Source organism: Streptomyces sp. NPDC044044 (assembly GCF_056434405.1).
The window spans coordinates 437,720-462,245 of sequence record NZ_JBWKFG010000010.1 but is presented as its reverse complement, the minus strand read 5'-3'; the positions used below and the strand labels follow the sequence as shown (position 1 = coordinate 462,245).

Below are 24,526 nucleotides of genomic sequence, written 5' to 3'. Positions count from 1 at the left end.
TCTTCATCACTGCAGCGCCGTGACGGCGCCCTCGCAGTGAACTCGCCTGCCTTCCCACGGGAGTTCGCCATGTCCGCACGCTCTGTCGCCACCACCACCACCGATGCCGCTGCCGCCTCCGCCGCCTCCGCCGACCCCTGCTGTGCCGCGCCGCTGCCGGTGCTCGGCCGTGACGTCACCGTGCCGCTCGTCACCGGCGGCGAGGTGACCTACGCGGCGCTCGACTACGCGGCGAGCGCCCCCGCGCTGCAGCGGGTGTGGGACGACGTGGCCGCGTACGCGCCGTACTACGGCAGCGTGCACCGCGGTGCCGGGTACCTCTCGCAGCTCTCCACCGACCTCTTCGAGAACAGCCGCGTCACCGTCGCCGAGTTCCTCGGCTGCCGCGAGGACGACCAGGTCGTCTTCACGCGCTCGACCACCGACTCGCTGGGCCTCCTCGCCGCGGCCCTCCCGGCCGACTGCCAGGTCTTCGTCTTCGAGACCGAGCACCACGCCTCGCTCCTGCCGTGGCGCGACGCCCGCGTGACGTACCTGAACGCGCCGCGCACCGCCGACCAGGCCGTCGCCACCCTGGAGCGCGCCCTCGCCGACCGCGACCCCTACGGGCCCGCCCTGGTCTGCGTGACCGGCGCCTCGAACGTCACCGGTGAGCTGTGGCCGGTCAAGGAGCTGGCCGCCGCCGCCCACGCGCACGGCGCCCGCATCGTCCTGGACGCCGCGCAGCTCGCGCCCCACCACCCGGTCTCCATCGAGGAGTTGGACGTCGACTGGGTCGCCTTCTCCGGTCACAAGCTGTACGCGCCCTTCGGCTCGGGCGTCCTCGCGGGCCGTTCCGACTGGCTGCAGGCGGCCGAGCCGTACCTCGCGGGCGGCGGCGCCTCGCGGAAGGTCGCGCGGCGCAGCGACGGCGGCGTCGACGTCGAGTGGCACGACACCGCCGCGCGGCACGAGGCCGGATCGCCGAACGTCATCGGCGTGTACTCGATCGCCTCCGCCTGCAAGGCCCTGACCGAGGCGGGCTTCGACGAGCTCGTCGCCCGTGAGCGCCACCTCATCGCGAAGGTGCGCGAGGGCCTCGCCGACGTGCCCGCCGTGAAGGTGCTCTCGCTCTTCGGCGACGACGCGCCGCGCGTCGGCGTCATCTCCTTCGTCGTCGAGGGCTGGAACAGCTCGCACTTCGCCGCCGCGCTCTCCGCCGAGTACGGCATCGGCGTACGCGACGGTCTCTTCTGCGCCCACCCGCTGGTGCGCACCCTGCTCGGCAGCGACCCGCAGACCCAGGGCGAGTGCGGCGCCCCCGAGGCCGCGCCCGGCGAGAAGTCGCTGAACGCGATCCGCGTGAGCTTCGGCGCGGGCACCCCGGACGAGCACGTGGACCGTTTCGTGCGCGCCGTCAAGGAGCTCGTGGCGGACGGTGCGCGCTGGAACTACCGCACGGAGGACGGGCGTTGCGTGCCGGACACCACGGCAGCCTGAGCCCTGGGCCGTCCCTTCAGGCGTGACCCCAGCAGGATCATCCGCAGGGCCCGCTCGGTCGCGTCGGTGAGGAACTCGCCGCCCCGGCCGAGCGCCTCGGTGAGCGAGACCGGCGCGGGCAGGATCGCGCTGTAGGCGTCCACGCCCTCGGCCCGTACGTGGTGCGCGCCCTGGCCGATCGTGCCCGCGAGGACGAGGACCGGGCGGCCGAACCGCTTGGCGCGCCGGGCCACTTCGGCGGGGATCTTGCCGCGTGGCGTCTGGTGGTCCAGGGCACCCTCTGCGGTGACGACGAGGTCGGCGCGGGCCAGGCGTGCGTCCAGGTCCAGGTGGTCGAGCAGGACGTCGAAGCGGGGCAGGAGCTGGGCGCCCAGTGCCGCGAGGCCTGCGCCCAGGCCGCCGGACGCACCCGTTCCGGGGCCTTGGGAGAGGTCCGTCGTGACGTGCAGGTCGCGGGTCAGGATGTGCGCCCAGTGTTCGAGGGCCGCCGCGAGCTGTTCGACCTGCGTGGGGGTCGCGCCCTTCTGGGGGCCGAAGACGCGGGCCACGCCGCGCTCGCCGGTCAGGACGTTGAAGGGGTTGCAGGCGACGCGGATCTCGGTGTCCTTGAGGCGGGGGTCGAGCCCCGAGGGGTCGATGCGGCTCAGGCGGCTCAACTCCCGTCCCCCGCGCGGCAGTTCCCAGCCGTCCGCGTCCAGGAGCCGGGCGCCGAGCGCCTGCAGAGCACCCGCGCCCCCGTCCGACGTGCCGGAGTCGCCGCAGCCCACCAGGATGCGGCGGGCGCCCGCGTCGAGTGCGGCGCCGATCAGCTCGCCGACGCCGTACGTCGTCGTGGCGCCCGGGTCGCGCAGATCGCGCGGGACCAGCGAGAGCCCGGCGACCGCGGCCATCTCCACGACGGCGGTGCCGGAGGGGAGCAGCGCGAAGTGCGTGCCGATCCGCTGGCCGACGGGACCGGTGGCGGGCAGCGCGACCAGGCGGCCGCCGCCGGTGGTGGCCAGGGCGCGCGCGGTGCCCTCGCCGCCGTCCACCAGGGGAATCAGGTCCGTCTCGGCGTGCGGGACGACACGGCGTACTCCCTCGGCGATGGCCTCGGCCGCGGACGGCGCGGACAGGGACTCCTTGAAGCCGCTGGGGGCGATGGCGAAACGGGTCAGCATGGCGGTCTCCAGAGTGGATTCAAGGGTGGGGTCAACGGATGGGCACGCCGAGCAGCGGCCAGAGCGCGACGGCGAAGAGCAGGACGAGCGCGGCGGTCAGCGGAGCAAGGACCGCGGAGAGGCGCAGCAGGTCGCGCGGGGCGTAGGTGGGGGTGCCGGGGATGTCGGCGAAGAGCGTGACGGGCTTCGCGGACGCGGGCAGGGTGTGGCAGAAGCCGGCGGCCGCGGTGGAGGCCAGGGCGGCGGCGACCGGATTGACGCCCGCGCCGACGGCCGCCGCGACCACCAGCGGGACCAGGACGGACGAGCGGGCCGAGCGGGACTGCAGGAGCAGGTGCGCGGCCGTGCTGACCGCCACGACGACGGTCAGGAAGAGCCAGGGCGGCACATCCAGCGGAACCCCGCCCACCAGCCACTTCGCCGCCCCCGACTCGGCGAGCGCGACACCCATCGCCATGGTCGCGGCCATGAAGAGCAGCAGCGACCACGGCACCGTCTTCAGCGCGTCCTTCAGGCGTACGGTGCCAAGGGCGGGGGACGAGGCGACGACCGCGCCGATCAACGCGACGACGGCGGGCGGCACTTGGTGGAGCGGTTCGCTGCACCAGAGGGCGACGACCGTGGCGAGCAGGAGGGCGCAGCGGGTCTCGGCGGGCTCCCAGGCTCCGGTCACCGGCTGCTCGCTGTGCTCCTGGAGCTGCTCGACGGTGATGTGGACCGGGCCCTTGCGGTCGGCCCGCCGTGTCGTCGTCAACAGGACCGCCTCCGCCGCCAGATGGGACGAGGCGATGGCGAGCGGCAGCCCGAGCAGCATCCACTGCGTGAAGCCGATGCGCTCCCCGGTGGCCTCCCACAGCACGGACACCGTGATCAGGTGCGCGCCCGCGCCGATCAGGGTCGCGACCGCGGAGAGCAGGATGACGGTCGGAAACAGCAGGGCGAGCATCACCACCAGGCGCCTGCGGTCGGCGAGGACCTTGGCGAGGGCGAGGAAGACGGGCAGGGCGAGCGCGGCGCGGCCCGACGTGGCGGGCACCGCGAAGGCCGTGACGACCAGGGCGGCCGTCGTCAGGTGCGTCAACTGCCGTACGCTGCGCGCCCCGCTGACGAGGAAGGCCGCGGCCCGGCCCGCGAGTCCGCTGCGGGCCACGGCGGCCGCGAGCACGAAGGCGCAGATCAGCAGCCAGACGGTCTCGTCACCGAGGGTGCCGAAGAGCGTGTCGCTGCTGATCACCCCGGTCGCGGTGAGCGCGAGGCCGGCGCCGAGCGCGATGTACGTGTCGTCGATCGGCGTACCGATCCACGCACAGGTCGCGAGCGCGAACACGGCGAGGGTGAGCCGTGCGTCGCCGCTCAGGCCGGGGAAGTTGCCGGGCACCACCAGCAGCGCGCACAGGCTGAGCGCGACGCACAGGGTGATGGCTTGGCGGGGATTCAGGGTCACACGACGAGCCTCGGGGCCTGCCGTGAGCCCTCAATGAGCCGCGGATGAAGGAAAGTTCACCCGCGCGGGCCAGGTCCCAGAGGTCACGCCGGCAGTCGATACCCCATGCCGCGCACCGTGTCCACCCGCTCGGCGCCCAGCTTCTTGCGCAGCGCCCGTACGTACACGTCCACGATGTTGGACCCGGGGTCGAAGTCATAGCCCCACACGTGCGACAGGATCTGCTCCCGCGAGAGCACCTGGCCCGGATGGCGCAGGAAGAGTTCGAGCAGCACGAACTCACGTGCCGTCAGATCCACCGTCCGCCCGCCCGCACGCGCCCTGCGCGTGCGCAGATCCAGCGTGAGCTCCCCGCTGCGCAGCACCGTCACCTCCGGCGCCCGCGCTGCCGTACGCAGCCGCAGGCGCACCCGCGCGAGCAGCTCCTCGAAGCGGAACGGCTTGGTCATCCAGTCGTCGGCGCCGCCTTCAAGGCCCGCCACCGTGTCCCGGACCGAGTCGCGTGCCGTGAGGACGATGACCGGCGTGGACACGCGGGCCTCGCGCAGCTGGCGCAGGACCGTGAAGCCGTCCTTGCCCGGAAGCCCGATGTCCAGGACGACCAGATCGAAGCCGCCGGTCAGGGCGTAGTCGTAGGCCGCTTCGCCGTCGCCGACGACGCTGGTGGTGAAGCCGTTGGAGCGCAGGCCCTTCTCGACGAAGGAGGCGATGCGCTCCTCGTCCTCGACGATGAGAATCCGGTTGTTCATGGCTGTCCTGGCTCCTGTTCCCGCAGTACGAGTACGAAGGTGGCGCCGCCGGAGCCTGACGCCGTGGGCCGCAGTTCGACCCGGCCGCCGTGCCCTTCGGCGATCGCCCGCACGATGGCGAGGCCGAGTCCGGCGCCGGTGGCGCGGGCGCCGCGGCGTGCGGTGCCGCGCCGGAACCGCTCGAAGATCACCGCGGCGTCCTGCGCCTGGACGCCGGGCCCGCTGTCGGCGACGTACAGCTCGATCCGGCCCGCCGCGCTGCGCGAGCCGATGCCGATGCGCTGGCCGGGGACCGTGTGCTGGACGGCGTTCTGGGCGAGCTGCACCATCGCCTGGGTGATGCGCTGAGGGTCCAGGGCGCTCTCGCCGTCGGCCACTTCGGCCAGCTTCCAGTCGCGGTCGCCGAGCGCCCGCGCCTTGACGAAGACGTCCGCGGTCAGCTCGGCGAGCTGGACCGGCTCCGGGGTGACGAAGTCGGGGCGCTCGGCCTTGGCGAGGAGGAGGAGGTCCTCGACGATGCGGCTCATCCGGTCGAGCTCCTCCATCACGATCCGGACCGTCTCCTCGCGCTCTCCCGGATCGTCGCCCATCAGCTCCAGATGGCCGCGCACGATGGTGATGGGCGTGCGCAGCTCGTGCCCGGCGTCGTCGACGAACTCGCGCTGCGCGGCGAACGCGCGCTCCAGGCGGTCGAGCATGCCGTTGAACGTCTCGGCGAGCGCCGCGATGTCGTCCCGCCCCTGGACGGGGATGCGCTGGGTCAGATCCTGTTCGGTGAGCTGGGCCGCGGTCGTGCGCACCAGGCGTACGGGCTTGAGGATGCGCCCGGCGACGGCCCAGCCGATGCCCGTCGTCATCAGGAGCGCGACCCCGGAGATGGCGAGCAGCATCGTGAACACGTCGCCCGCCTTGGCCTGTTCGCCCGCCGGATGGAAGGCCACGACGAACGCCGCCGCCGGATGTCCCGCGCTCGCCGCGATCTCCACCTTCGCCCAGCGGACCTCGCCCCGGTCGCGGTGCAGCGTGCCGGTCGCGTCCGGGGACTCGAAGACCGTGCGCAGGGCGGCGGTGTCCTCGGCGAGCGGATGGCCGATCCGTGTCTCGCGTGACTGCTCCTTCTTCGCGGGCGCCTTGCCGGGGCGGCCTACCAGGCCGAGGAGTTCCTCGTCGGGGTCGGCGTACTGCCGGGACAGGAAGAGCCGCAGGAGGGGGTCGGGCGCGGTGAACTTCTCACCCGTGTGCGGATCGACCCCTTCGCGGGCGAGGTTGGTGAACTCCGCGGTCTCCTGGGCGAGCAGCCGGTCGATGCGGTGGTCGACGTCGCGCAGCAGGACGGAGCGCGTGGTGGCCGCGACGGCGGTGAGCGCGACGGTCATCACGACGAGCAGCCAGAGCAGGATGCGGACACGGGCGGATATCCAGCGGTGCGGGCGCTCAGCCGTCGTCACCGGGGCCGTCGTCGTCGTTGTCGCCCTGTCCGCTGCCTTCGTTGCCGTCGTCGTCGTTGTCATCGCCCGAGGAATTCTCGCTCACCGGCGGTGGGGACACCGTCTCGTCGCTCGGCGTCGGCCTGGGGGTGGTGGGCTTCGACGACGGTGAGGAGGGCGATGACGGTGATGACGGTGATGACGACGAGGACGGCGAGCCGCTCTCCAGCTCCACCTTGGGCGGGGCCTTGGGAGGCTCGGGGCTGTCGGTCAGGGCGTAGCTGGTCGCGGCGATGCCGAGCGGGATCGCCACGACGGCGGCCAGGGCGGCCATGCGGTGGGAGAAGACCATGCGTGCGAGCGTGCGGGGCGCAGGGCGTGAGCAGCATGAGCCGCAGATGAAGAAACCCTCATCCGGCGCCGGGCGCGGACGCCTAGCAGTCGAGGCCGATCGCGGACGCCTAGGAGTCGAGGCCGATCGCGAACGCCGCTTCCAGGTCGTGCTGCGAGTACGTGCGGAACGCGACGTGCGTGTCCGTCGCCTCCACGCCCGGGATCTTGCTGATCTTGCCGGGGATGACGTCGGCCAGGTCGTCGTGGCGTCCGACGCGCACCATGGCGATCAGGTCGTACGTACCGGTCACGGAGAAGACCTCGCTGACACAGTCGAGGGCGGCGATCGACTCGGCGATCTCCGGGATCCGGTCCACGCTGGTCTTGATGAGCACGATCGCGGTGATCACGGCTGACTGTCTCCCTCTGTGGCCGGTGCTGGCGTCTTCACTCTAGCCGTCCTGCCATACCGCACCCATGCGTAGAGAAAGCCCAGCGAGAACCCCACGATGTGGGCCAGATACGCGACACCGGGCCCCTGGCCCCCCTGCAGCGCGGCCAGCCACTGCAGCGCCACCCAGAACGGCAGCACCACCCACGCCGGGAAGCGCAGCGGCAGGAAGAAGAGGAACGGGAAGAGACTGGTGACCCGCGCCTTGGGGAAGAGGCGCAGAAAGGCGCCGAGCACCGCGGAGATCGCCCCCGACGCGCCCACCAGGGTCTGGTCGGAGCCCGCGTGCGCGACCGCGTAGGCGAACAGGGCGAGATAGCCGCAGCCGAGGTAGAAGAGCGCGAACTGGAGGTGCCCCATCCGTTCCTCGGCCATCGCCCCGAAGACGTAGAGGAAGAGCATGTTGCCCAGGAGGTGCAGCCAGCTGCCGTGCACGAAGAGAGCGGTGGCCGGGGCGAGCAGGGGGCGCAGCGCCCCGCTGAACAGTTCGGAGGGGACCACGCCCCAGCGCGCGAAGTAGGCCTGCTGGGCGGCGAGCAGCTCGTCGCCCGTGCCGTACACCGGATTGAACCCGGACACCGGGGAGATCAGGAAGACCAGAGAGCAGGCGGCGATCAAGCCGTACGTCACCGGGGCCGACTGACCCCTGAGCATTCGGCCCGCCGTCGTACCCCATGCCTTGATCATGAACAGAGCATGACGTAAGCGCAGCAAACCGTACAGACCGCCCCGCCGCGTGGGAGGCCGCCGCATGGAGCCCCTTACAGGCCTTAGGGTTACGGACACCACGCACCATGGAATTCCGAAGGAAAGCGAACAGCCACGATGACGGTTCCCCTGCCGACCGACACCACCCGGTGGCGCTGCGCGCTCTGCGGCAACCTCACGCGTTTCGACGTGACCCGCTCGTCGAAGGTCGTCGAATATGTGCACCTCGACCTGGCCGGTGAGTCGAACGTCGAGGAACGCGAGGTGGTCAGTGAGACCATCGAGTCGGTGCGCTGCCGTTGGTGCAACGCGGTGGACCAGGTGGAACTCGTGGACAGGCCGGGCGCCGGCTCCTGAGGGAGCGGGCCCCGCACAGGTAGTGGGGTGACGGATGGTGGAGAGCGCAAGCGGGGAGCCGGACGACGGCGCCGCTGAGGTGCTCGACCGTCCGCTGCCCGACGGAGTGCGCCGGCGGGTCGTCCAGATCGTCTCGGACGGCTTCGGCGGCCTCACGGTCAGCGAACTGCCCGCACAGCTGCGGCAGTACGCCCGCTTCACGCCGACCCGGCGCACGAAGTTCGCGGGCAACGCCATGGCCGCTGCCCTGGAGGGCGACCCGCTCTTCCGGCAGCGCATCGGCGAACGTCTCAGAGAGGCGCAGCCCGAGCTCACCGGCGCCCTGGACGCGGGTTCACCACCCCCGGCCGCGGACCCCCTCGATGTGGCGGCCGCGGCCTATGTGCTGCGCCCCACCGGCTGGGTGAAGCTGGTGACCGCCGCGGGCGAGGAGGCCCTGCGGGCGGACGCCGAGCGCGTCGACGACGAGACGCGGGCGGAGCTCGAACGGCTGCGCGAGGAGCTCTCGGCGGCCCGCGGCCACACGAAGGCCGAGACGGAACGGCTGCGCACGGAGCTGGAGTCGGCGAAGAAGGAAGCCGAATCGATGCATCGCAAGCTGCGCAGCGCCCTCAGCGACGTCAAGCGCGGCGAGGCGGCCCTGCGCAAGGCCGCCGCCGAGTCCGATGCCGCGCGGGCCGAGGGCCAGGCGCAGTTGTCCGCCGCCGAGAGCGAGTCCCGGCGTCTCAAGGCGCGGCTCAGTGAGACCGAGGCCGCCCTGGAGGCCAGCCGCAGGGCGGCGCGCGAGGGCCGCAGCGTCGAGGACATGCGGGTGCGGCTGCTGCTCGACACGGTCCTTGAGTCCGCCCAGGGGCTGCGCCGTGAACTGGCCCTGCCGCCCGTCTCCGTGCGGCCCGCCGAGACCGTGGACGCCGTCGAGCCGGGGCGCATGACCCCGAAGGACATCGCGGCCCGCGCGCTCTCCGAGAACGACCCGGCGATCATCGACCAGCTGCTCGCGCTGCCGCAGGCGCACATGGTCGTGGACGGCTACAACGTCACCAAGACCGGCTACCCGACGATGCCCCTGGAGAAGCAGCGGCTGCGGCTGCTCGGCTCGCTCTCCCAGCTCGCCGCGCAGACCGGCGCCGAGATGACGTGCGTCTTCGACGGGGCCGAACTCGCCGCGCCCGTGCTGCTCGCGCCGCCGCGCGGGGTGCGGGTGCTCTTCTCGAAGGCCGGCGTCACCGCGGACGAACTGATCCGCCAATTGGTGCGCGCCGAGCCTCCCGGGCGCCCGGTGGTCGTCGTGTCGACCGACCGCGAAGTGGCCGACGGGATCGCGAAGGCGGGGGCGCGTCCGGTCGCTTCGGCCGTCCTCCTGAAGCGTCTTTCGCGCGGCTGATTCATGCCGCTTTCGCGTGGCTGACGTACGTCGCATTCGCGGACCTGCGTGCGCCGCTTTCGGGTGGCAAAGGGTGCGCAAGTAACTCCTGTTCCCTATGCCCGAATTGGGGCGTCGACTACGCGACGTAGCGTCAATTGATCATCACTGCCTGTGCGTTATCGGTAAAATATGCGCCCCGCACCCCACTTTTTGTCGGTCAGGATTTGAACTGATCACAAGAAGGTCACTAGGGTCTCGCCTCGAACCTCCGCTCGGTTGATCACCCATCCGGGGTGGCAGCGGTGGTACCCGCCCGCCGGATCTCGGCAGGCGGCTGGAGGAGAAGGAGCCGCCTTCGTGGCGTCCCACCGCCGACCCAAGCAGCCGAGCCGCGCGCGGGTGACCGTGCTCACCGCGACCGCCGCCGCTGCCGTCGCACTCACCTCCCAGGCGGCCAACGCGACGCCGAGTGAGAAGCCGAGCAAGGACGAGGTCAAGTCCAAGGTCGACAAGCTCTACGAGGACGCGGGCCGGGCCACCGACCGGTACAACGGCGCCAAGGAGAAGCAGGAGAAGCTCGAGAAGGAGATCGGCGAGCTTCAGGACAAGGTCGCCCGCGGCCAGGAGGACCTCAACGACCTGCGCGGCGGCCTCGGTTCGATGGCCAGCGCGCAGTACCGCTCCGGCGGCCTCGACCCCTCCGTCCAGCTCTTCCTCTCGGCCGACCCGGACGACTACCTCGACAAGGCGTCGACCATGGACCAGCTGAGCGGTCAGCAGGTCGAGGCGCTCAAGAAGGTCCAGGAGAAGCAGCGGACCCTCGCGCAGGAGCGCAAGGAGGCTTCCGACAAGCTCAAGGACCTCGCCGACACGCGCAAGGAACTGGGCAAGAAGAAGAAGGAAGTCCAGAGCAAGCTCGGCGAGGCCCAGCAGCTGCTCAACACCCTCACCGCCAAGGAGAAGGCGGCCCTCGCCGCCAAGGAGACCCGCGCGAGCCGCGACGCCGGCGACCGTGTGGACCTCGGCAAGGAGGTGCCGGCCTCGCAGCGCGGCCAGGCCGCCCTGAGCGCCGCCGCGACGCAGATCGGCAAGCCCTACGTCTCCGGCGGCAGCGGCCCCAACTCCTACGACTGCTCCGGCCTCACGCAGTGGGCGTACAACCAGGCCGGTGTGCAGATCACCCGGACCACGTACACCCAGCAGAACGACGGCACGAAGATCGGCCGCGGCGAGCTGAAGCCCGGCGACCTGGTGTTCTTCAACAGCCTCGCGCACGTCGGCTTCTACGCCGGCAACGGCCAGGTGCTCCACGCCCCGAAGCCGGGTGCCGTGGTGCGCTACGAGTCGATGTCCACCATCGGCTCCTTCCAGTTCGGCGTCCGCATCTGACGCTCGTCGGCCGGGGTTCACCCTCGGCCGTCCGCATCTGAAACGACCGGAGTGCCGCCCAAACGGGCGAATTACGGCAACTCCCGCTGACCCCGCGCCCCGTCGGTGACCTGCGTCTCCGGCGGGGCGTCACGTTGTGTGCACGGCCGGGTCTTTGGCCGTGACGTGGTCCCACGGCTACTGTCGCGCGCATTCCCCCGACGGATCGGGGGGACTTTCCCCCGGTTCGTCCTTCGTCCGGGGGTCCGTCAGCGGAGGGAGAGCGGCTTCCCGTGGGGTCCCATCGTCGTCCCGCGCTGTCCGGTCTGGACCGGAGCACGCGCGGCGCCACTGTTTACGTACTGTCAGCCGCCGCGGCAACCGCCGCGGCCGCACTAGCCGCCACACCGGCGGGCGCCGCACCGCAGGACACCCCGGCCGCCACCAAGGCCAAGGTGGACCGCCTCTTCGAGCAGGCCGAGAAGGCCACCGAGGCGTACAACAAGGCCGACGAGCGCGCGGACACGCTGCGCAAGCAGGTCGAGCGGGCCAAGGACAGCGTCGCCCGCGGCCAGGAGCGCATCAACACCATGCGCGGCGCGCTCGGTTCGCTCGCCGGGGCGCAGTACCGCTCGGGCGGCATCGACCCCTCCCTCGCCCTGGTGCTCTCCTCCGACCCGGACGCCTATCTGGACAAGGCGGCGGCCCTCGACCGCATCAGCGCCCGGCAGGCCGGTGAACTCACCGATCTGCAGAAGGCCCAGCGCAGCCTCGCCCAGGAGCGCACGGAGGCCGGGCACAAGCTCTCCGAGCTGGAGAAGAGCCGCACCGCGGTGGCCCGCCACAAGCGGAGCGTCGAGCACAAGCTCGGCAAAGCGCGCAAGCTGCTCAACTCGCTGTCCTCGCAGGACCGGGAGAAGTACGACAGGACGTCGCGCTCGGGACGCGACGACATGCCGGACCTCGGGGGCGCCGCGCCGTCCTCCTCGCGCGCAGCCGCCGCCATCGCCGCGGCACGCTCGGCGGTCGGCAAGCCCTACGTGTGGGGCGCCAACGGTCCTTCCGGGTTCGACTGTTCGGGCCTGACGCAGTGGTCGTACGCACAGGCGGGCGTCGGCCTGCCGCGCACCTCGCAGGCCCAGCGGTACGCCGGGCGCCAGGTGCCCATGTCCCAGGCGCAGCCCGGTGACCTCGTGGCCTACCGCGACGACGCCAGCCACATCGGGATGTACATGGGCAACGGCCAGGTCGTGCACGCGCCCTACCCCGGAGCGCCCGTGCGCTACGACCCGGTCGGCATGATGCCGGTCTCGTCGGTGACGCGGATCTGACCGTCCGCCCGCGGCCCGCTGCCCGTACGATCTGAAACGTGGCTGGTCGCGGGCGTGGGTCGTGGGTCCTTGGAATCTGTGTCGCCCTGCTCGTCGGGTGCGGCGGCCCTTCCGCGCCCGATGCCGCGCCCTCGGACGTGCGCAGGGTGCTCGACCGGCGCGCGGAGGCGGTGCTCGCCCGGGACGCGAAGGCGTACCGCGCGACGGGGCACGGTGCCGGGGCCGACGAGGACTGGGACAACCTCCGCGACATGCCGCTCGCTTCCTGGCAGTACCGCCTGACGGGCTTCGAGCGCAGCGGCGGGCGGGCCAAGGCCACCGCGGACCTGCGGTACCGCATCAAGGGCTACGACAGCGAGCCGCTCGTCACCTCGCGCGTGCTCACGCTCCAGGAGCGCGACGGAGGGTGGTACGTCGCCGCTGAGCGCCCCGCCAAGAAGGCCACGCAGCAACTCTGGGACCAGGGGCCCGTCACGTCCGTACGGGGCACTCACAGCCTTGTCCTCGGCATCGGGCGCAGCGAGCGGGACGAGACGACGCTGCGCGGGTACGCGGACCTCGCCGACCGCGCGGTTCCCCTGGTGCGGGCCGCCTGGCCGGGGAAGTGGCCGCAGCGGGTCGTCGTCCTGGTGCCCAGGTCCCTGGACGGCATGGCGGGGCTGCTGGGGTCGCCCGCTTCCGGGTACCAGGGGATCGCGGCGGTGACCACGGGCGAGGCGGGCGGCTCCGGAGCCGCGCCCGCCGACCGGATCATCGTCAACCCCGAGGCGTACGGAGTGCTCGGCGACTTCGGCAAGCAGGTCGTCCTCACGCACGAGACGACCCATGTCGCCACCCGCGCGCACACCTCGCAGGCCACCCCGCTGTGGCTCTCCGAAGGGTTCGCCGACTGGGTGGGCTACCGCGGCACCGGCCGCACCGCCGCACAGGCCGCCCCCGAACTGCGCCGCGCCGTCCAGCGGGAGCAGCCGCCCGGCGCGCTCCCCGAGGACGACGCGTTCGGCTTCAGCGGGGACGCGGGGAAGCTGGCCCAGGCGTACGAAGGGTCGTGGCTGGCCTGCCGGATGATCGCCGACCAGTGGGGCGAGGCGAAGCTGACGGGCTTCTACGAAGCGGTCGGCGCGCACAAGAAGCGGCCGGGTGCGGTGGAGGACGCGCTCAGGGACGTCCTGGACACCACCCCGGAGGAGTTCACGGCGCGCTGGCGTACGTATCTGCGCTCGGAGCTCGGCTGACGCCCGCGGGCGCCGACGCGCGCTCACGGCCCCGGGGTTCGGACACCGTCCGGCGCCACAGGTTCCGGCAGGCGATCAGGGCCGCGGCGACGAGCAGACCATTGCGTACGAAGAGCAGGGCGATGCCCAGCGGATCGCTCGCCACCACGTGCGAGAACCAGACGGGGAACTCCAGGAACGTGACGAACGTGGCCGCGAGCACCAGGCGCGCGGGCAGCACCATGCGGCTCCCACGGAACGCCATGCACACGGCGGCGACCCCGACCAGCCACAGGAGGTACTGCGGGCTGATCACGCGGCTCGTCGCGGTGAACAGCAGGACGGCGACGAAGGCCGCGTCCGCGACCGTGCTCGCCGACCAGGCACGCGCGCGGAGCCGCCACACGAGCAGCCAGCACAGGGCCGCCACGGAGAGCCCCTGGGCCACCGTGCTGACCAGCGGGACGTACGGGCCGAGGAACTCCACCGAGCCGTAGTTGAGCTGCACCTCGCCCCGCCAGCCGAGGTGGCGTGCGACGTGGAAGACGAGCGCGCCGAGCGACTCGACCTCGGTGCCGCGGTCGCGCTGGAAGGTCAGGAAGGCCAGCGCGCCGGGCATCGTCACCAGGAAGGCGAGGGTCAGACCGACGGCGGTGGCGGCCGCCGCGCCCCAGGAACTCCGGGTGGCACGCGCGCGTGGCATGCCGATGAGCAGCAGCGCGGGCCACACCTTGAGCAGCGCGCCGAACCCCGCGAGCGCCCCCATCGTGCGGGGATGCCGGGCCCCGGCGAGCAGCGAGGCGACCGCGACGGCCGTGACCATCACGTCGTAGCGGGCGTACACGGTCGGCCCGAGCAGCGCCACGCCCACGACCCACACCCAGGCCCCCCGCGGGGACTTGCCGGGCCGCCGGCCCGTGTACAGGAGCAGCCCGCAGACGAGCGCGTCGGCGAGGAAGGCGAGCACGAAGAAGGCCGATGCGTAGCCGAGGAAGGGCAGCAGGGCGGGGGAGAGGATCGCGAGGGCGGCGGCCGGCGGATACTGCCAGGTGACGTCGTCGAGCGGGAAGGTGCCGGTGCGCAGGACCTCGTACCAGCCCTGGTAGATGACGGAGACGTCGCTGGTCACGTCGGGGCCCGGCGCGGTGAGCACCTTGAGGACGCAGAGCAGGAGCACGGTCCTGGTCAAGGCCCAGACGGTCAGGATCCGCACCACGCGCACCACGCCCCTTTTCGGATACTTCATTGTGGTTCGGTGAGTCATGATGCCGGGCATGGCTGTGCATGGGCCAAGAGGCGGGGCCGGTCAAGGGGGCGAGGCCGTTCCACGCCTTCGCGGGCTTTGGGTACTGTCGGCGACGATGCACAAGACCCTGATCGTCACGAACGACTTCCCGCCCAGGCCCGGTGGCATCCAGGCGTTCCTGCACAACATGGCGCTGCGCCTGGACCCCGAACAGCTCGTCGTCTACGCCTCCACGTGGAAGCGGGGGCGCGAGGGCGCCGATGCGACGGCCGCCTTCGACGCCGAGCAGCCCTTCAAGGTCGTACGCGACCCCACGACGATGCTGCTCCCGACCCCGCGCGTCACGCGGCGCGCGGTCGCGCTCCTGCGGGAACACGGCTGTGAGTCGGTGTGGTTCGGGGCGGCGGCGCCGCTCGGCCTGATGAGCCCGGCGCTGCGGAAGGCGGGCGCGAGGCGTCTTGTCGCCACGACGCACGGGCACGAGGCGGGCTGGGCCCAGCTGCCCGCGTCACGCCAACTGCTCCGCCGCATCGGCGACTCGACGGACACGATCACCTATCTGGGTGAGTACACGCGCTCGCGCATCGCCGCGGCGCTGAGCCCCGCGGCGGCCGGACGGATGGTCCAACTTCCGCCCGGCGTCGACGAGAAGACCTTCCACCCCGGCTCGGGCGGGGACGCGGTGCGGGCCCGCCTCGGTCTGACGGACCGGCCGGTCGTGGTCTGCGTCTCGCGGCTCGTGCCGCGCAAGGGGCAGGACACGCTGATCCTGGCCATGCCGAGGATTCTGGCGGCGGAGCCTGAAGCGGTGCTCCTGATCGTCGGGGGCGGCCCCTACGAGAAGGAGCTGCGGAAGCTGGCTGCCGAGACCCGGGTCTCGGACTCGGTTCGCTTCACCGGGGCGGTGCCGTGGGAGGAACTCCCGGCGCACTACGGCGCGGGCGACGTCTTCGCCATGCCGTGCAGGACCCGGCGGGGCGGCCTCGACGTGGAGGGCCTCGGGATCGTCTACCTGGAGGCTTCGGCGACCGGCCTCCCGGTCGTGGCCGGTGACTCCGGCGGGGCGCCGGACGCGGTGCTAGACGGTGAGACGGGGTGGGTCGTCCGGGGCGGCTCCCCGGAGGACGCGGCCGACCGGATCGTCACCCTGCTCCAGGACCCGGAGCTGCGGGCGCGGATGGGGGAGCGGGGCCGGGAGTGGGTGGAGGAGCGGTGGCGCTGGGATCTCTTGGCCGAGCGTCTTAAGGAGCTTCTGTAGCGCCTGACGGGGTGCCGCTGGGGGTTGGTGCGCGACTGACCGCTGTCACGGGCTGGCCGCGCAGTTCCCCGCGCCCCTTCAGGGGCGCGGGGAACTGCGCGAGCAACCACAAGCGACCGTGAGTCGCGCATCAAGACGAGCCCCCCACGGCGAGTGGGCGGCCCCGCCAACGCTACCCGCGGTAAATCGCCTCGATCTCGTCCGCGTAGTCCTTGGCCACAACATTCCGCTTCAGCTTCAGCGAAGGCGTCAGGTGGCCCGACTCCTCCGTGAACTGCGAAGCGAGGACACGGAACTTGCGCACCGACTCCGCCTTGGAGACCGCCGCGTTGCCGTCGTCCACCGCGCTCTGGATCTCCGCGAGGAAGTCCGCGTCCTTGCGCAGGGAAGCCGCCGTGGAGTCCGCGGGCTTCCCGTGGTCCAGGGCCCAGCGGCCCACGAACTCGTCGTCCACCGTGACGAGCGCGCCCACGAAGGGCCGGCCGTCGCCCACGACCATGCACTCCGCGACAAGGGCGTGCGCGCGGATACGGTCCTCGATCACCGCGGGGGCGACGTTCTTGCCGCCCGCCGTCACGATGATCTCCTTCTTGCGGCCGGTGATCCGGAGGTAGCCGTCCTCGTCGAGCGTGCCGATGTCGCCCGTGTGGAACCAGCCGTCGGCCAGCGCCTCTTCGGTCGCGCCCTCGTTGTTCCAGTACTCCGTGAACAGGTGCTCGCCGTGCAGCAGCACCTCGCCGTCGTCGGCGATCCGGACGACCGAGCCGGGCAGCGGCTGGCCGACCGTGCCGATCTTCTGGCGGTCCCAGGGGTTGAAGGCGGTGGCCGCGCACGACTCGGTGAGGCCGTAGCCCTCCAGGACCGTGAAGCCGATGCCGCGGAAGAAGTGGCCGAGGCGCTCGCCGAGCGGCGCGCCGCCCGAGATCGCGTACTCGCCGCGACCGCCGAGGACGGCCCGCAGCTTGCTGTAGACCAGCTTGTCGAACGTCTTGTACTTGATCTTCAGGCCGAGCGAGGGACCGCTCGGGGTGTCGAGCGCGCGGCTGTACGCGATCGCCGTGTCCGCGGCCTTGTCGAAGATCTTGCCCTTGCCGTCGGCCTGCGCCTTGGCGCGCGCCGAGTTGTAGACCTTCTCGAAGACGCGCGGGACGCCCAGGATCATGGTCGGCCGGAACGACGCCAGCTCGTCCGTGAGGTTCTTGACGTCCGGCGCGTGGCCCAGCTTGATCGGCGCCATCAGCGCGGCGACCTCGACCAGGCGCCCGAAGACGTGCGCGACGGGAAGGAAGAGAAGGACGGAGCACTCACCGGTACGGAACAGCGGCTTCAGGCGCTCCACCACGTTCCCGCACTCGGCGAAGAAGCTGCGGTGCGTGAGGACACAGCCCTTGGGGCGGCCCGTGGTGCCCGAGGTGTAGACGATGGTGGCCGGGTCGTCGGCGCCCGCGACCGCGCCGCGCTCGTCGACGGTCTCCTCGGAGACGTCGGCGCCCGCGCGGTTCAGCTCGGCGACGCCGCCGCGGTCGATCTGCCAGACGTTGACCAGGTCGGGAAGCCGGTCGCGCACGGCGTCGACGGCGGCGCTGTGCGCGTCGAGCTCCACGATGATCGCCACGGCGCCGGAGTCGCCGAGGATCCACTGGATCTGCTCGGCCGAGCTCGTCTCGTACACCGGCACGGTGATCGCGCCCGCGCTCCAGATCGCGAAGTCGAGGAGCGTCCACTCGTAGCGGGTGCGGGACATCAGGGCGACGCGGTCGCCGGGGCGCACTCCGGAGGCGATGAGCCCCTTCGCTGCGGCGCGCACCTCGACGAGGAATGTCTTGGCGTTGACGTCCTGCCAGGTGCCGTTCACCTTGCGGCCGATGACGGCGACATCCGGATGCTGCGCGGCATTTCTGCGGACGATGTCGGTCAGATTGCCGTCCGCAGGGACCTCGTACAGGGCCGGAAGGCTGAACTCGCGCAAGACTGCTGCTCCTACATAGGGCGCCGGCGCCACGACGTTGTGCGATGCGACGGTGCGGTCCAAGATCGGGCAGGTGCTCCGTGGAAATGGGGGGAAAGAAGGCTGGAGCACTACTGGACTGCCCGGACGTTACCCATGGGTATGGCTTGTTCGGTAGGGGGTCCGGGCCAGATGTTCGGTGCGTCACACGACGTTTGTGGTCTGAACCGCACAGTACGCCACGCCATTCCCGACTCGGAAGTAACCGCAGGTCCGCCCCCATCTCACCCCCTCTCCGGGCCTCTACCCACGTTTGCCCGCTCGTTCTAGGGTGATCGGCATGCCAGGTTTCCGGGTCAATGTGGTCAGTGACGTGCACGGCAACACAAAGGATCTCGCCCGCGCGGGCGAGGGAGCCGACGCGCTCATCTGTCTTGGTGACCTGGTCCTCTTCCTCGACTACGCCGACCACTCGCGCGGAATCTTCCCCGACCTCTTCGGCGAGGAGAACGCCGACCACCTCGTCGAACTGCGCACCGCCCGCCGGTTCGACGAGGCCAGGGACTTCGGCGCCCGGCTGTGGGCGGGGATGGACCGCGGGCAGGCCATCGAGAAGGCGGTGCGCAAGCAGTACGCCGAGATGTTCGCCGCCTTCCCCACACCGACGTACGCCACGTACGGCAATGTCGACATACCGGCCCTCTGGTCCGAGTACGCGGGCCCCGGCACCACCGTCCTCGACGGCGGCCGGGCCGAGATCGGCGGCCGGGTCTTCGGCTTCGTCGGCGGCGGCCTGCGCACGCCCATGCGGACGCCCTACGAGATCAGCGACGAGGAGTACGCGGCCAAGATCGAGGCCGTCGGCGAGGTCGACGTGCTCTGCACGCACATCCCGCCGGACGTCCCCGAGCTTGTGTACGACACCGTCGCCCGCCGCTTCGAGCGGGGCAGCAGGGCGCTGCTCACGGCCATTCACAAGACCCGCCCGAGGTACGCACTTTTCGGCCACGTCCATCAGCCTCTGACGCGGCGGATGAGGATCGGGGCGACCGAGTGTGTGAACGTGGGGCACTTCGCGAGCTCGGGCAGGCCGTGGGCCCTGGAGTGGTGACGGTCGGCCACTTCGTGCGCGGTAGCCTTCACGCGTCACACACGTAGACACCACCCCCGTACCGGACCGCATCTGGAGGAGCCACAGCGATGGCGGAACACACCAGCTCGAGCATCACGATCGAGGCGGCACCGGCCGAGGTGATGGCAGTGATCGCCGACTTCGCGCGCTACCCGGACTGGACGGGTGAGGTGAAGGAGGCCGAGGTCCTCGACACCGACGACCAGGGCCGCGCCAAGCAGGTCCGCCTCGTCATGGACGCGGGCGCGATCAAGGACGACCAGACGCTCGGTTACACGTGGACCGGCGACAACGAGGTCAGCTGGACCCTCGTCAAGTCGCAGATGCTGCGCTCGCTCGACGGGTCGTACCTCCTCAAGCCGTCGGGGACCGGCACGGAGGTCACGTACAAGCTGATCGTCGACGTCAAGATCCCCATGCTCGGGATGATCAAGCGCAAGGCGGAGAAGGTCATCATCGACCGGGCGCTCGCGGGACTGAAGAAGCGGGTGGAGTCGGGCCCGAAGGCCTGACACCGCGGGGGCGATCCGGTGGGTGGGCGGGGAAGATCCGCCCACGAAGCGGCGGCACGGGCCACCGGCCCGCGGTCAAGGGAGCCCCCGCCGGCTCACGTACCGTTCACCCTTATGCGCACCCTTTTGCTCACCGGCCCCGGCGGCTCAGGCCGAACCACAGTCGCCGCGGCCACGGCGCTGTCCGCCGCCCGCGAGGGGAAGCGGACCCTGCTGATCTCGGCGGACCGCGTCGACACTCTGGGCGCGGAGCACGCGAACCTCACCGTCCAGGGACTGGCCCCCGGCGACGAGTTCCGTGACGACCTCCTGGCCCTGCAGCAGCGTGCGGGATCCGCGCTCGACCTGCTGGGCGCCGGACGCCTCGAAGGCGAGGAGCTCACCCCGCTGCCCGGCAGCGACGAGCTGGCCCTGCTGCGCGCCCTGCGCGACGCCGGGCAGGGCGCGTACGACACCGTGGTCGTGGACCTGCCACCGGCGCCCCGCGCCCTCGCGGTCCTCGCCCTCCCCGAGCAGCTGCGCCGCTACCTCCGCAGGCTCCTTCCCGCCGAGCGGCAGGCCGCCCGCGCCCTGCGGCCGATGCTCGGCCGTATCGCGGGCGTCCCGATGCCCGCGGCCTGGCTGTACGAGACCGCGGCCCGCTGGGACATCGAACTCGCCGCCGCGCAGGCCGTGATCGAGGACCCGGGCACGACCGTCCGCCTGGTCGCCGAGCCGGGCCCCGCGGGCGCCGACGCCGTGCGCGCCGCCGCCACCGGCCTCGCCCTGCAGGGCCTGCGCACCGACGCCCTGACCGCCAACCGCGTCCTGCCCGACGACACCGCGGGCACGTGGCTCTCCGGGCTCGTCGCCCAGCAGCGCAAGACGCTGGCCGAGTGGGAGGACACGTACGGCGAGCGCCTCGGCCCGCTCCCGCACCTGGGGCGCGATCCGCGCGGCGCCGACGACCTGGCCGCCCTCGGGGTGCCCGCCCCCGCCGCGGCGCCCGAGCCCGTGAAGTGGCCCGTCCTCGACGCCCTCGCCGACGACGGCGTACTGGTCTGGCACATCCCGCTCCCCGGAGCCGTGCGCGAAGAGCTCGGCCTGATCAGGCGCGGCGACGAACTGGTCGTCACCGCGGGTCCCTTCCGGCGCATCGTCACCCTGCCCTCCGCCCTGCGCCGCTGCACCGTCGCGGGCGCCGGACTGCGCGACGGCGAGCTGCGCGTCCGGTTCTCGCCGGACCCGGATCTGTGGCCGCAGACACGGTGAACGGGCAACCGCCGTTCGGGTAACGTCGAGAGTACGAATCCATAGCCGCCCTCCGCAGGAGTCTGTCCGTCATGAGCGATGCCACCGAGCGCGAAGTGCCCGAACCCGAAGCGGCCGACACCGACGCCGACGCGTGGGAGAAGGCGTGCGCCGAGGACCTCGCGGAGGAGAAGGCCCGGCGCCGTGCCCAGTACGGGCCGCCACCCGGATCGGCGGGCGAGGAGCTGCGCAAGCTCGTCGACGCCGTGTCGGAGAAGCTGACCGGACTCCAGGGGCCGCTGTTCGGCGCGGTCGCTCAGGGCGCCGTCGAGCAGACCGTGAAGCAGGTCGTCCAGCAGGCGAAGGCTGCCGTCGAGCCGGTCATCGAGCGCAACCCCGACGTCTTCGACCACCTCGCCGCCGCGGGCAGTGAACTGCTCGCCGCCTACCGCTCCGCGGTCGAGGGCCAGGAGGGCCGCTGGACCCGCGGAAGCGACGCCGCGAAGGGTCCCGACCCCCGCGACGAGGGCCCCGGTCCCGCGGAACACATCGACCTGGACTGACTACCCCTCGGGTACGGTTGCCCATAGCGGGGCTCGACCGAAACTGAGGGACACATGGGACTCACCATCGGCGTCGATATCGGCGGCACAAAGATCGCGGCCGGAGTGGTCGACGAAGAGGGCACCATTCTCGACACCCACAAGGTGCCCACGCCGCCGACCGCCGAAGGCATCGTGGACGCGATCTGTGCCGCCGTGTCCGGGGCCGGCAAGGGGAACGACGTGGAGGCCGTCGGCATCGGCGCCGCCGGTTACGTCGACGACAAGCGCGCCACCGTTCTCTTCGCACCGAACATCGACTGGCGCCACGAGCCGCTCAAGGACAAGGTCGAGCAGCGGGTCGGACTGCCGGTCGTCGTCGAGAACGACGCGAACGCCGCGGCCTGGGGCGAATACCGCTTCGGCGCGGGCCAGGGCCACGAGGACGTCATCGTCATCACGCTGGGCACGGGCCTGGGCGGCGGCGTCATCATCGGCAACAAGCTGCGGCGCGGGCGCTTCGGCGTGGCCGCCGAGTTCGGGCACATCCGGGTCGTCCCGGACGGGCTGCTGTGCGGCTGCGGCAGCCAGGGCTGCTGGGAGCAGTACGCGTCGGGCCGCGCCCTGGTGCGGTACGGCCAGCAGCGGGCCAACGCGACGCCGGAGGCCGCGGAGATCCTCCTCGGGCTCGGCGACGGCACGGTCGAGGGCATCCAGGGCAAGCACATCAGCGAGGCGGCCCGGCAGGGCGACCCCGTCGCCGTCGACTCCTACCGCGAGCTGGCCCGCTGGGCCGGCGCGGGCCTGGCCGACCTGGCCTCGCTCTTCGACCCCTCCGCGTTCATCGTGGGCGGCGGGCTCTCCGACGAGGGCGAGCTGGTGCTCGACCCGATCCGGAAGTCCTTCCGGCGGTGGCTCATCGGCGGGCAGTGGCGTCCGCACGCGCAGGTGCTCGCGGCGCAGCTGGGCAACAAGGCGGGGCTCGTGGGCGCCGCCGACCTGGCGCGCCAGGGGTAGTTCCCGCTGATCGCGCCTGAGGCCCGCCGTCCCTTTCGGGGCGGCGGGCCTCGTCGTTGCCGTGCCGCTCAGCGCGTATCTTGATCCCCATGGTGACGCTCCCCAACTCCCGGACCGAAGACGACGGTTCAGCCGTGATCCGGGTGCTCAGTTACAACATCCGGTCCATGCGGGACGACACCGACGCGCTGGCCCGGGTCATCGCCGCGTGCGCGCCCGATCTCGTACTCGTCCAGGAGGCGCCCCGCTTCTTCCGGTGGCGCAAGAAGCTGGCGCGGCTCGCCCGCGCCGCCGATCTGGTGATGCTCTCGGGAGGTGCCACCGCCTCGGGGCCCGCGCTGCTCTGCTCGCTGCGGGCCACCGTCGAGCGGACCGAGGACGTGCTGCTTCCGCTGACGCCAGGACTGCACCGGCGCGGCTTCGCGACCGCTGTCGTGCGGTTCGGCGGCGCCAGGCTCGGCGTCCTGAGCTGTCATCTGAGCCTGCAGACCGACGAGCGGTACGCACAGGGCGGGATGCTGCTCGACCGGCTCGCCGGGATGGGCGTGGAGCACGCCGTCGCGGGCGGTGACCTCAACGACCGGCCCAAGGGGCGTACGTTCCGCAGGCTCGCGTCGGAGCTGCGGGACTGCTGGGCGACCGCGCCCTGGGGCGGCGAGAACACCTCGACGCCGTGGGACCCGCACCAGCGCATCGACGCGATCTTCGCGACGGCCGGGGTCGAAGTCATCGGCTGCGGTGTGCCGTTGGAGCTCGACGGGGTGAGCGAGGCGGATCTGCGGGCGGCCACCGACCATCTGCCGGTGCTCGCCGCCCTCAGGATCCCCGCAGCCGAGAGGCCCTAGCCCCCTAGACCACCGCGCCGCGGCCCGGGTCGTCGTCCTCTTCGTCGTCGCCCTTCATCCGCGACACCAGCGTGCCGAAGCCGCCGAGGAAGCCGCCGATGCTGAGCGCCGTCAGCCACCACGTCATCTCCCAGCCGAGCAGCACCGCGAGCAGAAGCAGCAGCGGGCCGCCGAGCACGGCGAGCCAGGCGAACTTCGCCGTGACGTCCGCGGCGGGCAGCGGTGGCGGCTCCGGCGGGACGAAGTGGCCCTCGTCGTCCTCGCCCAGGTCGTCGTCCGAGGCCTCGGGGGTTTCGTAGTCACGCGGGCCGCCCACGCCGGGGGCGAACGAGACGGAGCCGCCGAGCGTCTTCTTGGACCCGGAGTCGTCCGGGTCGTCGGGGGCGGTGGCGTCCTTGGCCGCGGCATCCGGAGCGCCGTTCGTCTCCGGTTCGAGCAGCGCCAGGTCCTCGATGGACTTGAAGGGCTTGGCGCCCGGCGGGTCCGCCGGTTCCTGGCCGTACCCCGCGACGATCGCCTGCCAGGCCGCGTCCTCGTCGAGCGGCAGTCCCTGGCCTTCTGCGGGCTCCTGCCTCTTCTCGGGCTCGCGGCTCTCGTCGCCGTCGGGTTCGATTCGGTCCTGCTCAGCCACCGGTGGCCGTCCCTTCCTTACCGACACTGGGGGCGAGCCGGCCGATGAACGCGTAGCTCTCCTCGAAGATCCGGTCCGCATCGTGGTCCAACGTCGCGACGTGGTAGCTCTGTTCCAGGATGGTCTCGGTGACGTCCGTGGACGACACCCGGCTGAGGATCCTGGCCGAGTCGGCGGGCGGCACCACATGGTCCTGCGGGCTGTGCAGGAGCAGCAACGGCTGGGTCACCTGCGGCAGTTCACGGTCGAGCCGCTGGAAGAACCGGCGCATCGAGTGCGCCGCGTGGAGCGGCACCCGGTCGTAACCGATCTCTTCCGAGCCCTCAAGGGCGATGTCGCTGGCGATGCCCTTCGTCGAGGGCACCAGGTGCCGGGCGAGCGGCAGCGCGTGCGCGGCCAGGCCGTGCACCTTGTTCGCCGGGTTGACCAGGACGATGCCCCGCACCTCGTCGCCGTGCCGGGCGGCAAGACGCAGCGTGAGCGCGCCGCCCATGGAGAGGCCGAGGACGAAGACCTCCGTGCACCGCTCCAGGAGCGCGCGCAGCTCCCGCTCCACCTCCGCGTACCAGTCCTGCCAGCCGGTGACCTGGAGGTCCTCCCAGCGTGTGCCGTGCCCGGGCAGCAGCGGGAGCGAGACGGTCAGGCCGCGGTCCGCGAGGTACTCGGCCCAGGGGCGCAGGGACTGCGGGGAACCGGTGAAGCCGTGACAGAGGAGGACGCCGACCTCGCCGCCCTCGTGGCGGTACGGCTCGGCTCCGGGGAGGACCGGCACTTCGGT

24 protein-coding genes are annotated in these 24,526 nt (G+C 71.9%); 13 read left to right on the top strand and 11 right to left on the bottom strand.

The genetic code is table 11. The features are described from left to right. The first annotated feature begins 69 nt into the window (after nucleotides 1-69). Complete coding sequence (locus AC07AG_RS35715; RefSeq protein WP_478760549.1) at nucleotides 70-1,479, top strand: aminotransferase class V-fold PLP-dependent enzyme; 1,410 nt, start codon at nucleotides 70-72, stop codon at nucleotides 1,477-1,479. Here AC07AG_RS35715 and AC07AG_RS35710 read toward each other — a convergent pair. The 7 genes from AC07AG_RS35710 to AC07AG_RS35680 all read right to left on the bottom strand — a co-directional run bounded on the left by AC07AG_RS35710 (nucleotide 1,431) and on the right by AC07AG_RS35680 (nucleotide 7,730). After that, complete coding sequence (locus AC07AG_RS35710; protein ID WP_478760548.1) at nucleotides 1,431-2,639, bottom strand: glycerate kinase family protein; 1,209 nt, start codon at nucleotides 2,637-2,639, stop codon at nucleotides 1,431-1,433. The genes AC07AG_RS35715 and AC07AG_RS35710 overlap by 49 nt on opposite strands. Before the next feature lie 31 nt (nucleotides 2,640-2,670). After that, complete coding sequence (locus AC07AG_RS35705) at nucleotides 2,671-4,083, bottom strand: SLC13 family permease (RefSeq protein WP_478760546.1); 1,413 nt, start codon at nucleotides 4,081-4,083, stop codon at nucleotides 2,671-2,673. A gap of 83 nt (nucleotides 4,084-4,166) precedes the next feature. Further along, the gene (locus AC07AG_RS35700; protein ID WP_478760545.1) at nucleotides 4,167-4,832 is read right to left on the bottom strand and encodes a response regulator transcription factor; all 666 of its coding nucleotides are present in this window, start codon (nucleotides 4,830-4,832) and stop codon (nucleotides 4,167-4,169) included. Further along, nucleotides 4,829-6,208, bottom strand: coding sequence for a sensor histidine kinase (locus AC07AG_RS35695; RefSeq protein WP_478760656.1), 1,380 nt, complete (start codon nucleotides 6,206-6,208; stop codon nucleotides 4,829-4,831). Before AC07AG_RS35695 ends, AC07AG_RS35700 begins: the two co-directional genes overlap by 4 nt. Before the next feature lie 58 nt (nucleotides 6,209-6,266). Next, complete coding sequence (locus AC07AG_RS35690; protein ID WP_249590375.1) at nucleotides 6,267-6,611, bottom strand: small secreted hydrophilic protein; 345 nt, start codon at nucleotides 6,609-6,611, stop codon at nucleotides 6,267-6,269. A gap of 109 nt (nucleotides 6,612-6,720) precedes the next feature. Then, nucleotides 6,721-7,002, bottom strand: coding sequence for an Lrp/AsnC family transcriptional regulator (locus AC07AG_RS35685; RefSeq protein WP_249590376.1), 282 nt, complete (start codon nucleotides 7,000-7,002; stop codon nucleotides 6,721-6,723). Continuing rightward, nucleotides 6,999-7,730: a rhomboid family intramembrane serine protease gene (locus AC07AG_RS35680; RefSeq protein ID WP_478760543.1), complete on the bottom strand. Its 732-nt coding sequence runs from the start codon at nucleotides 7,728-7,730 to the stop codon at nucleotides 6,999-7,001. The genes AC07AG_RS35685 and AC07AG_RS35680 overlap by 4 nt, the downstream gene beginning before the upstream one ends. Before the next feature lie 138 nt (nucleotides 7,731-7,868). Here AC07AG_RS35680 and AC07AG_RS35675 point away from each other — a divergent pair, with 138 nt between their 5' ends. The 5 genes from AC07AG_RS35675 (at nucleotide 7,869) to AC07AG_RS35655 (ending at nucleotide 13,408) form a co-directional block, all read left to right on the top strand. After that, complete coding sequence (locus AC07AG_RS35675; protein ID WP_351159438.1) at nucleotides 7,869-8,108, top strand: hypothetical protein; 240 nt, start codon at nucleotides 7,869-7,871, stop codon at nucleotides 8,106-8,108. 34 nt (nucleotides 8,109-8,142) lie between these two features. Then, nucleotides 8,143-9,492 (top strand): NYN domain-containing protein, encoded by a 1,350-nt coding sequence (locus AC07AG_RS35670; protein ID WP_478760541.1) that lies wholly within the window; start codon nucleotides 8,143-8,145, stop codon nucleotides 9,490-9,492. 339 nt (nucleotides 9,493-9,831) lie between these two features. Further along, nucleotides 9,832-10,863 carry a C40 family peptidase gene (locus tag AC07AG_RS35665; protein WP_478760540.1) on the top strand — a complete coding sequence of 344 codons (1,032 nt, stop codon included), beginning with the start codon at nucleotides 9,832-9,834 and terminating at the stop codon, nucleotides 10,861-10,863. A gap of 272 nt (nucleotides 10,864-11,135) precedes the next feature. Then, nucleotides 11,136-12,173, top strand: a complete 1,038-nt coding sequence (locus AC07AG_RS35660; protein WP_478760538.1) for a C40 family peptidase — start codon at nucleotides 11,136-11,138, stop codon at nucleotides 12,171-12,173. Nucleotides 12,174-12,211: 38 nt separating this feature from the next. Further along, nucleotides 12,212-13,408, top strand: a complete 1,197-nt coding sequence (locus tag AC07AG_RS35655; protein ID WP_478760537.1) for a hypothetical protein — start codon at nucleotides 12,212-12,214, stop codon at nucleotides 13,406-13,408. Here AC07AG_RS35655 and AC07AG_RS35650 read toward each other — a convergent pair. Next, entirely contained in the window at nucleotides 13,365-14,633 is a 1,269-nt protein-coding gene (locus tag AC07AG_RS35650) for a glycosyltransferase 87 family protein (RefSeq protein WP_478760535.1), read from the bottom strand. The two genes, AC07AG_RS35655 and AC07AG_RS35650, sit on opposite strands and share 44 nt — an antisense overlap. A gap of 115 nt (nucleotides 14,634-14,748) precedes the next feature. Here AC07AG_RS35650 and AC07AG_RS35645 point away from each other — a divergent pair, with 115 nt between their 5' ends. Continuing rightward, complete coding sequence (locus AC07AG_RS35645; RefSeq protein ID WP_478760533.1) at nucleotides 14,749-15,891, top strand: glycosyltransferase family 4 protein; 1,143 nt, start codon at nucleotides 14,749-14,751, stop codon at nucleotides 15,889-15,891. Between the two features lie 172 nt (nucleotides 15,892-16,063). Here the strand turns inward: AC07AG_RS35645 and AC07AG_RS35640 are convergent, their stop codons facing one another. After that, a complete protein-coding gene (locus tag AC07AG_RS35640; RefSeq protein WP_478760531.1) occupies nucleotides 16,064-17,860 on the bottom strand; it encodes an AMP-dependent synthetase/ligase in 1,797 nt (598 codons plus the stop codon). A 319-nt stretch (nucleotides 17,861-18,179) separates the two neighbouring features. Between AC07AG_RS35640 and AC07AG_RS35635 the strand changes: the two genes are divergently transcribed. From AC07AG_RS35635 to AC07AG_RS35610, 6 genes are all read left to right on the top strand, one after another. Continuing rightward, on the top strand, nucleotides 18,180-18,950 hold the full coding sequence (locus AC07AG_RS35635) for a metallophosphoesterase family protein (RefSeq protein ID WP_478760529.1): 771 nt from the start codon (nucleotides 18,180-18,182) through the stop codon (nucleotides 18,948-18,950). Between the two features lie 89 nt (nucleotides 18,951-19,039). After that, nucleotides 19,040-19,483 carry an SRPBCC family protein gene (locus AC07AG_RS35630; protein ID WP_478760527.1) on the top strand — a complete coding sequence of 148 codons (444 nt, stop codon included), beginning with the start codon at nucleotides 19,040-19,042 and terminating at the stop codon, nucleotides 19,481-19,483. 114 nt (nucleotides 19,484-19,597) lie between these two features. Then, nucleotides 19,598-20,734, top strand: a complete 1,137-nt coding sequence (locus AC07AG_RS35625) for an ArsA family ATPase (RefSeq protein ID WP_478760525.1) — start codon at nucleotides 19,598-19,600, stop codon at nucleotides 20,732-20,734. Between the two features lie 71 nt (nucleotides 20,735-20,805). Next, entirely contained in the window at nucleotides 20,806-21,276 is a 471-nt protein-coding gene (locus tag AC07AG_RS35620) for a DUF5304 domain-containing protein (protein ID WP_478760524.1), read from the top strand. Between the two features lie 54 nt (nucleotides 21,277-21,330). Continuing rightward, nucleotides 21,331-22,272: an ROK family glucokinase gene (locus AC07AG_RS35615; RefSeq protein ID WP_249590389.1), complete on the top strand. Its 942-nt coding sequence runs from the start codon at nucleotides 21,331-21,333 to the stop codon at nucleotides 22,270-22,272. An 89-nt stretch (nucleotides 22,273-22,361) separates the two neighbouring features. Further along, complete coding sequence (locus AC07AG_RS35610) at nucleotides 22,362-23,117, top strand: endonuclease/exonuclease/phosphatase family protein (RefSeq protein WP_478760522.1); 756 nt, start codon at nucleotides 22,362-22,364, stop codon at nucleotides 23,115-23,117. A gap of 4 nt (nucleotides 23,118-23,121) precedes the next feature. Here the strand turns inward: AC07AG_RS35610 and AC07AG_RS35605 are convergent, their stop codons facing one another. Together AC07AG_RS35605 and AC07AG_RS35600 are read right to left on the bottom strand one after the other, a co-directional pair. Further along, entirely contained in the window at nucleotides 23,122-23,829 is a 708-nt protein-coding gene (locus AC07AG_RS35605; RefSeq protein WP_478760520.1) for a hypothetical protein, read from the bottom strand. Next, on the bottom strand, nucleotides 23,741-24,520 hold the full coding sequence (locus AC07AG_RS35600; protein WP_478760519.1) for an alpha/beta hydrolase: 780 nt from the start codon (nucleotides 24,518-24,520) through the stop codon (nucleotides 23,741-23,743). Before AC07AG_RS35600 ends, AC07AG_RS35605 begins: the two co-directional genes overlap by 89 nt. Nucleotides 24,521-24,526 lie beyond the last annotated feature (6 nt).

Excerpts from the sequence above, each read along its gene's own strand:
- AC07AG_RS35715 (WP_478760549.1), top strand. The coding sequence starts at position 70 with ATGTCCGCACGCTCTGTCGCCACCACCACCACCGATGCCGCTGCCGCC.
- AC07AG_RS35710 (WP_478760548.1), bottom strand. The coding sequence starts at position 2,639 with ATGCTGACCCGTTTCGCCATCGCCCCCAGCGGCTTCAAGGAGTCCCTG.
- AC07AG_RS35700 (WP_478760545.1), bottom strand. The coding sequence starts at position 4,832 with ATGAACAACCGGATTCTCATCGTCGAGGACGAGGAGCGCATCGCCTCC.
- AC07AG_RS35695 (WP_478760656.1), bottom strand. The coding sequence starts at position 6,208 with ATGACCGTCGCGCTCACCGCCGTCGCGGCCACCACGCGCTCCGTCCTG.
- AC07AG_RS35690 (WP_249590375.1), bottom strand. The coding sequence starts at position 6,611 with ATGGTCTTCTCCCACCGCATGGCCGCCCTGGCCGCCGTCGTGGCGATC.
- AC07AG_RS35680 (WP_478760543.1), bottom strand. The coding sequence starts at position 7,730 with ATGATCAAGGCATGGGGTACGACGGCGGGCCGAATGCTCAGGGGTCAG.
- AC07AG_RS35675 (WP_351159438.1), top strand. The coding sequence starts at position 7,869 with ATGACGGTTCCCCTGCCGACCGACACCACCCGGTGGCGCTGCGCGCTC.
- AC07AG_RS35670 (WP_478760541.1), top strand. The coding sequence starts at position 8,143 with ATGGTGGAGAGCGCAAGCGGGGAGCCGGACGACGGCGCCGCTGAGGTG.
- AC07AG_RS35650 (WP_478760535.1), bottom strand. The coding sequence starts at position 14,633 with ATGAAGTATCCGAAAAGGGGCGTGGTGCGCGTGGTGCGGATCCTGACC.
- AC07AG_RS35645 (WP_478760533.1), top strand. The coding sequence starts at position 14,749 with ATGCACAAGACCCTGATCGTCACGAACGACTTCCCGCCCAGGCCCGGT.
- AC07AG_RS35635 (WP_478760529.1), top strand. The coding sequence starts at position 18,180 with ATGCCAGGTTTCCGGGTCAATGTGGTCAGTGACGTGCACGGCAACACA.
- AC07AG_RS35630 (WP_478760527.1), top strand. The coding sequence starts at position 19,040 with ATGGCGGAACACACCAGCTCGAGCATCACGATCGAGGCGGCACCGGCC.
- AC07AG_RS35625 (WP_478760525.1), top strand. The coding sequence starts at position 19,598 with ATGCGCACCCTTTTGCTCACCGGCCCCGGCGGCTCAGGCCGAACCACA.
- AC07AG_RS35620 (WP_478760524.1), top strand. The coding sequence starts at position 20,806 with ATGAGCGATGCCACCGAGCGCGAAGTGCCCGAACCCGAAGCGGCCGAC.
- AC07AG_RS35615 (WP_249590389.1), top strand. The coding sequence starts at position 21,331 with ATGGGACTCACCATCGGCGTCGATATCGGCGGCACAAAGATCGCGGCC.
- AC07AG_RS35610 (WP_478760522.1), top strand. The coding sequence starts at position 22,362 with ATGGTGACGCTCCCCAACTCCCGGACCGAAGACGACGGTTCAGCCGTG.
- AC07AG_RS35605 (WP_478760520.1), bottom strand. The coding sequence starts at position 23,829 with ATGCGGACCGGATCTTCGAGGAGAGCTACGCGTTCATCGGCCGGCTCG.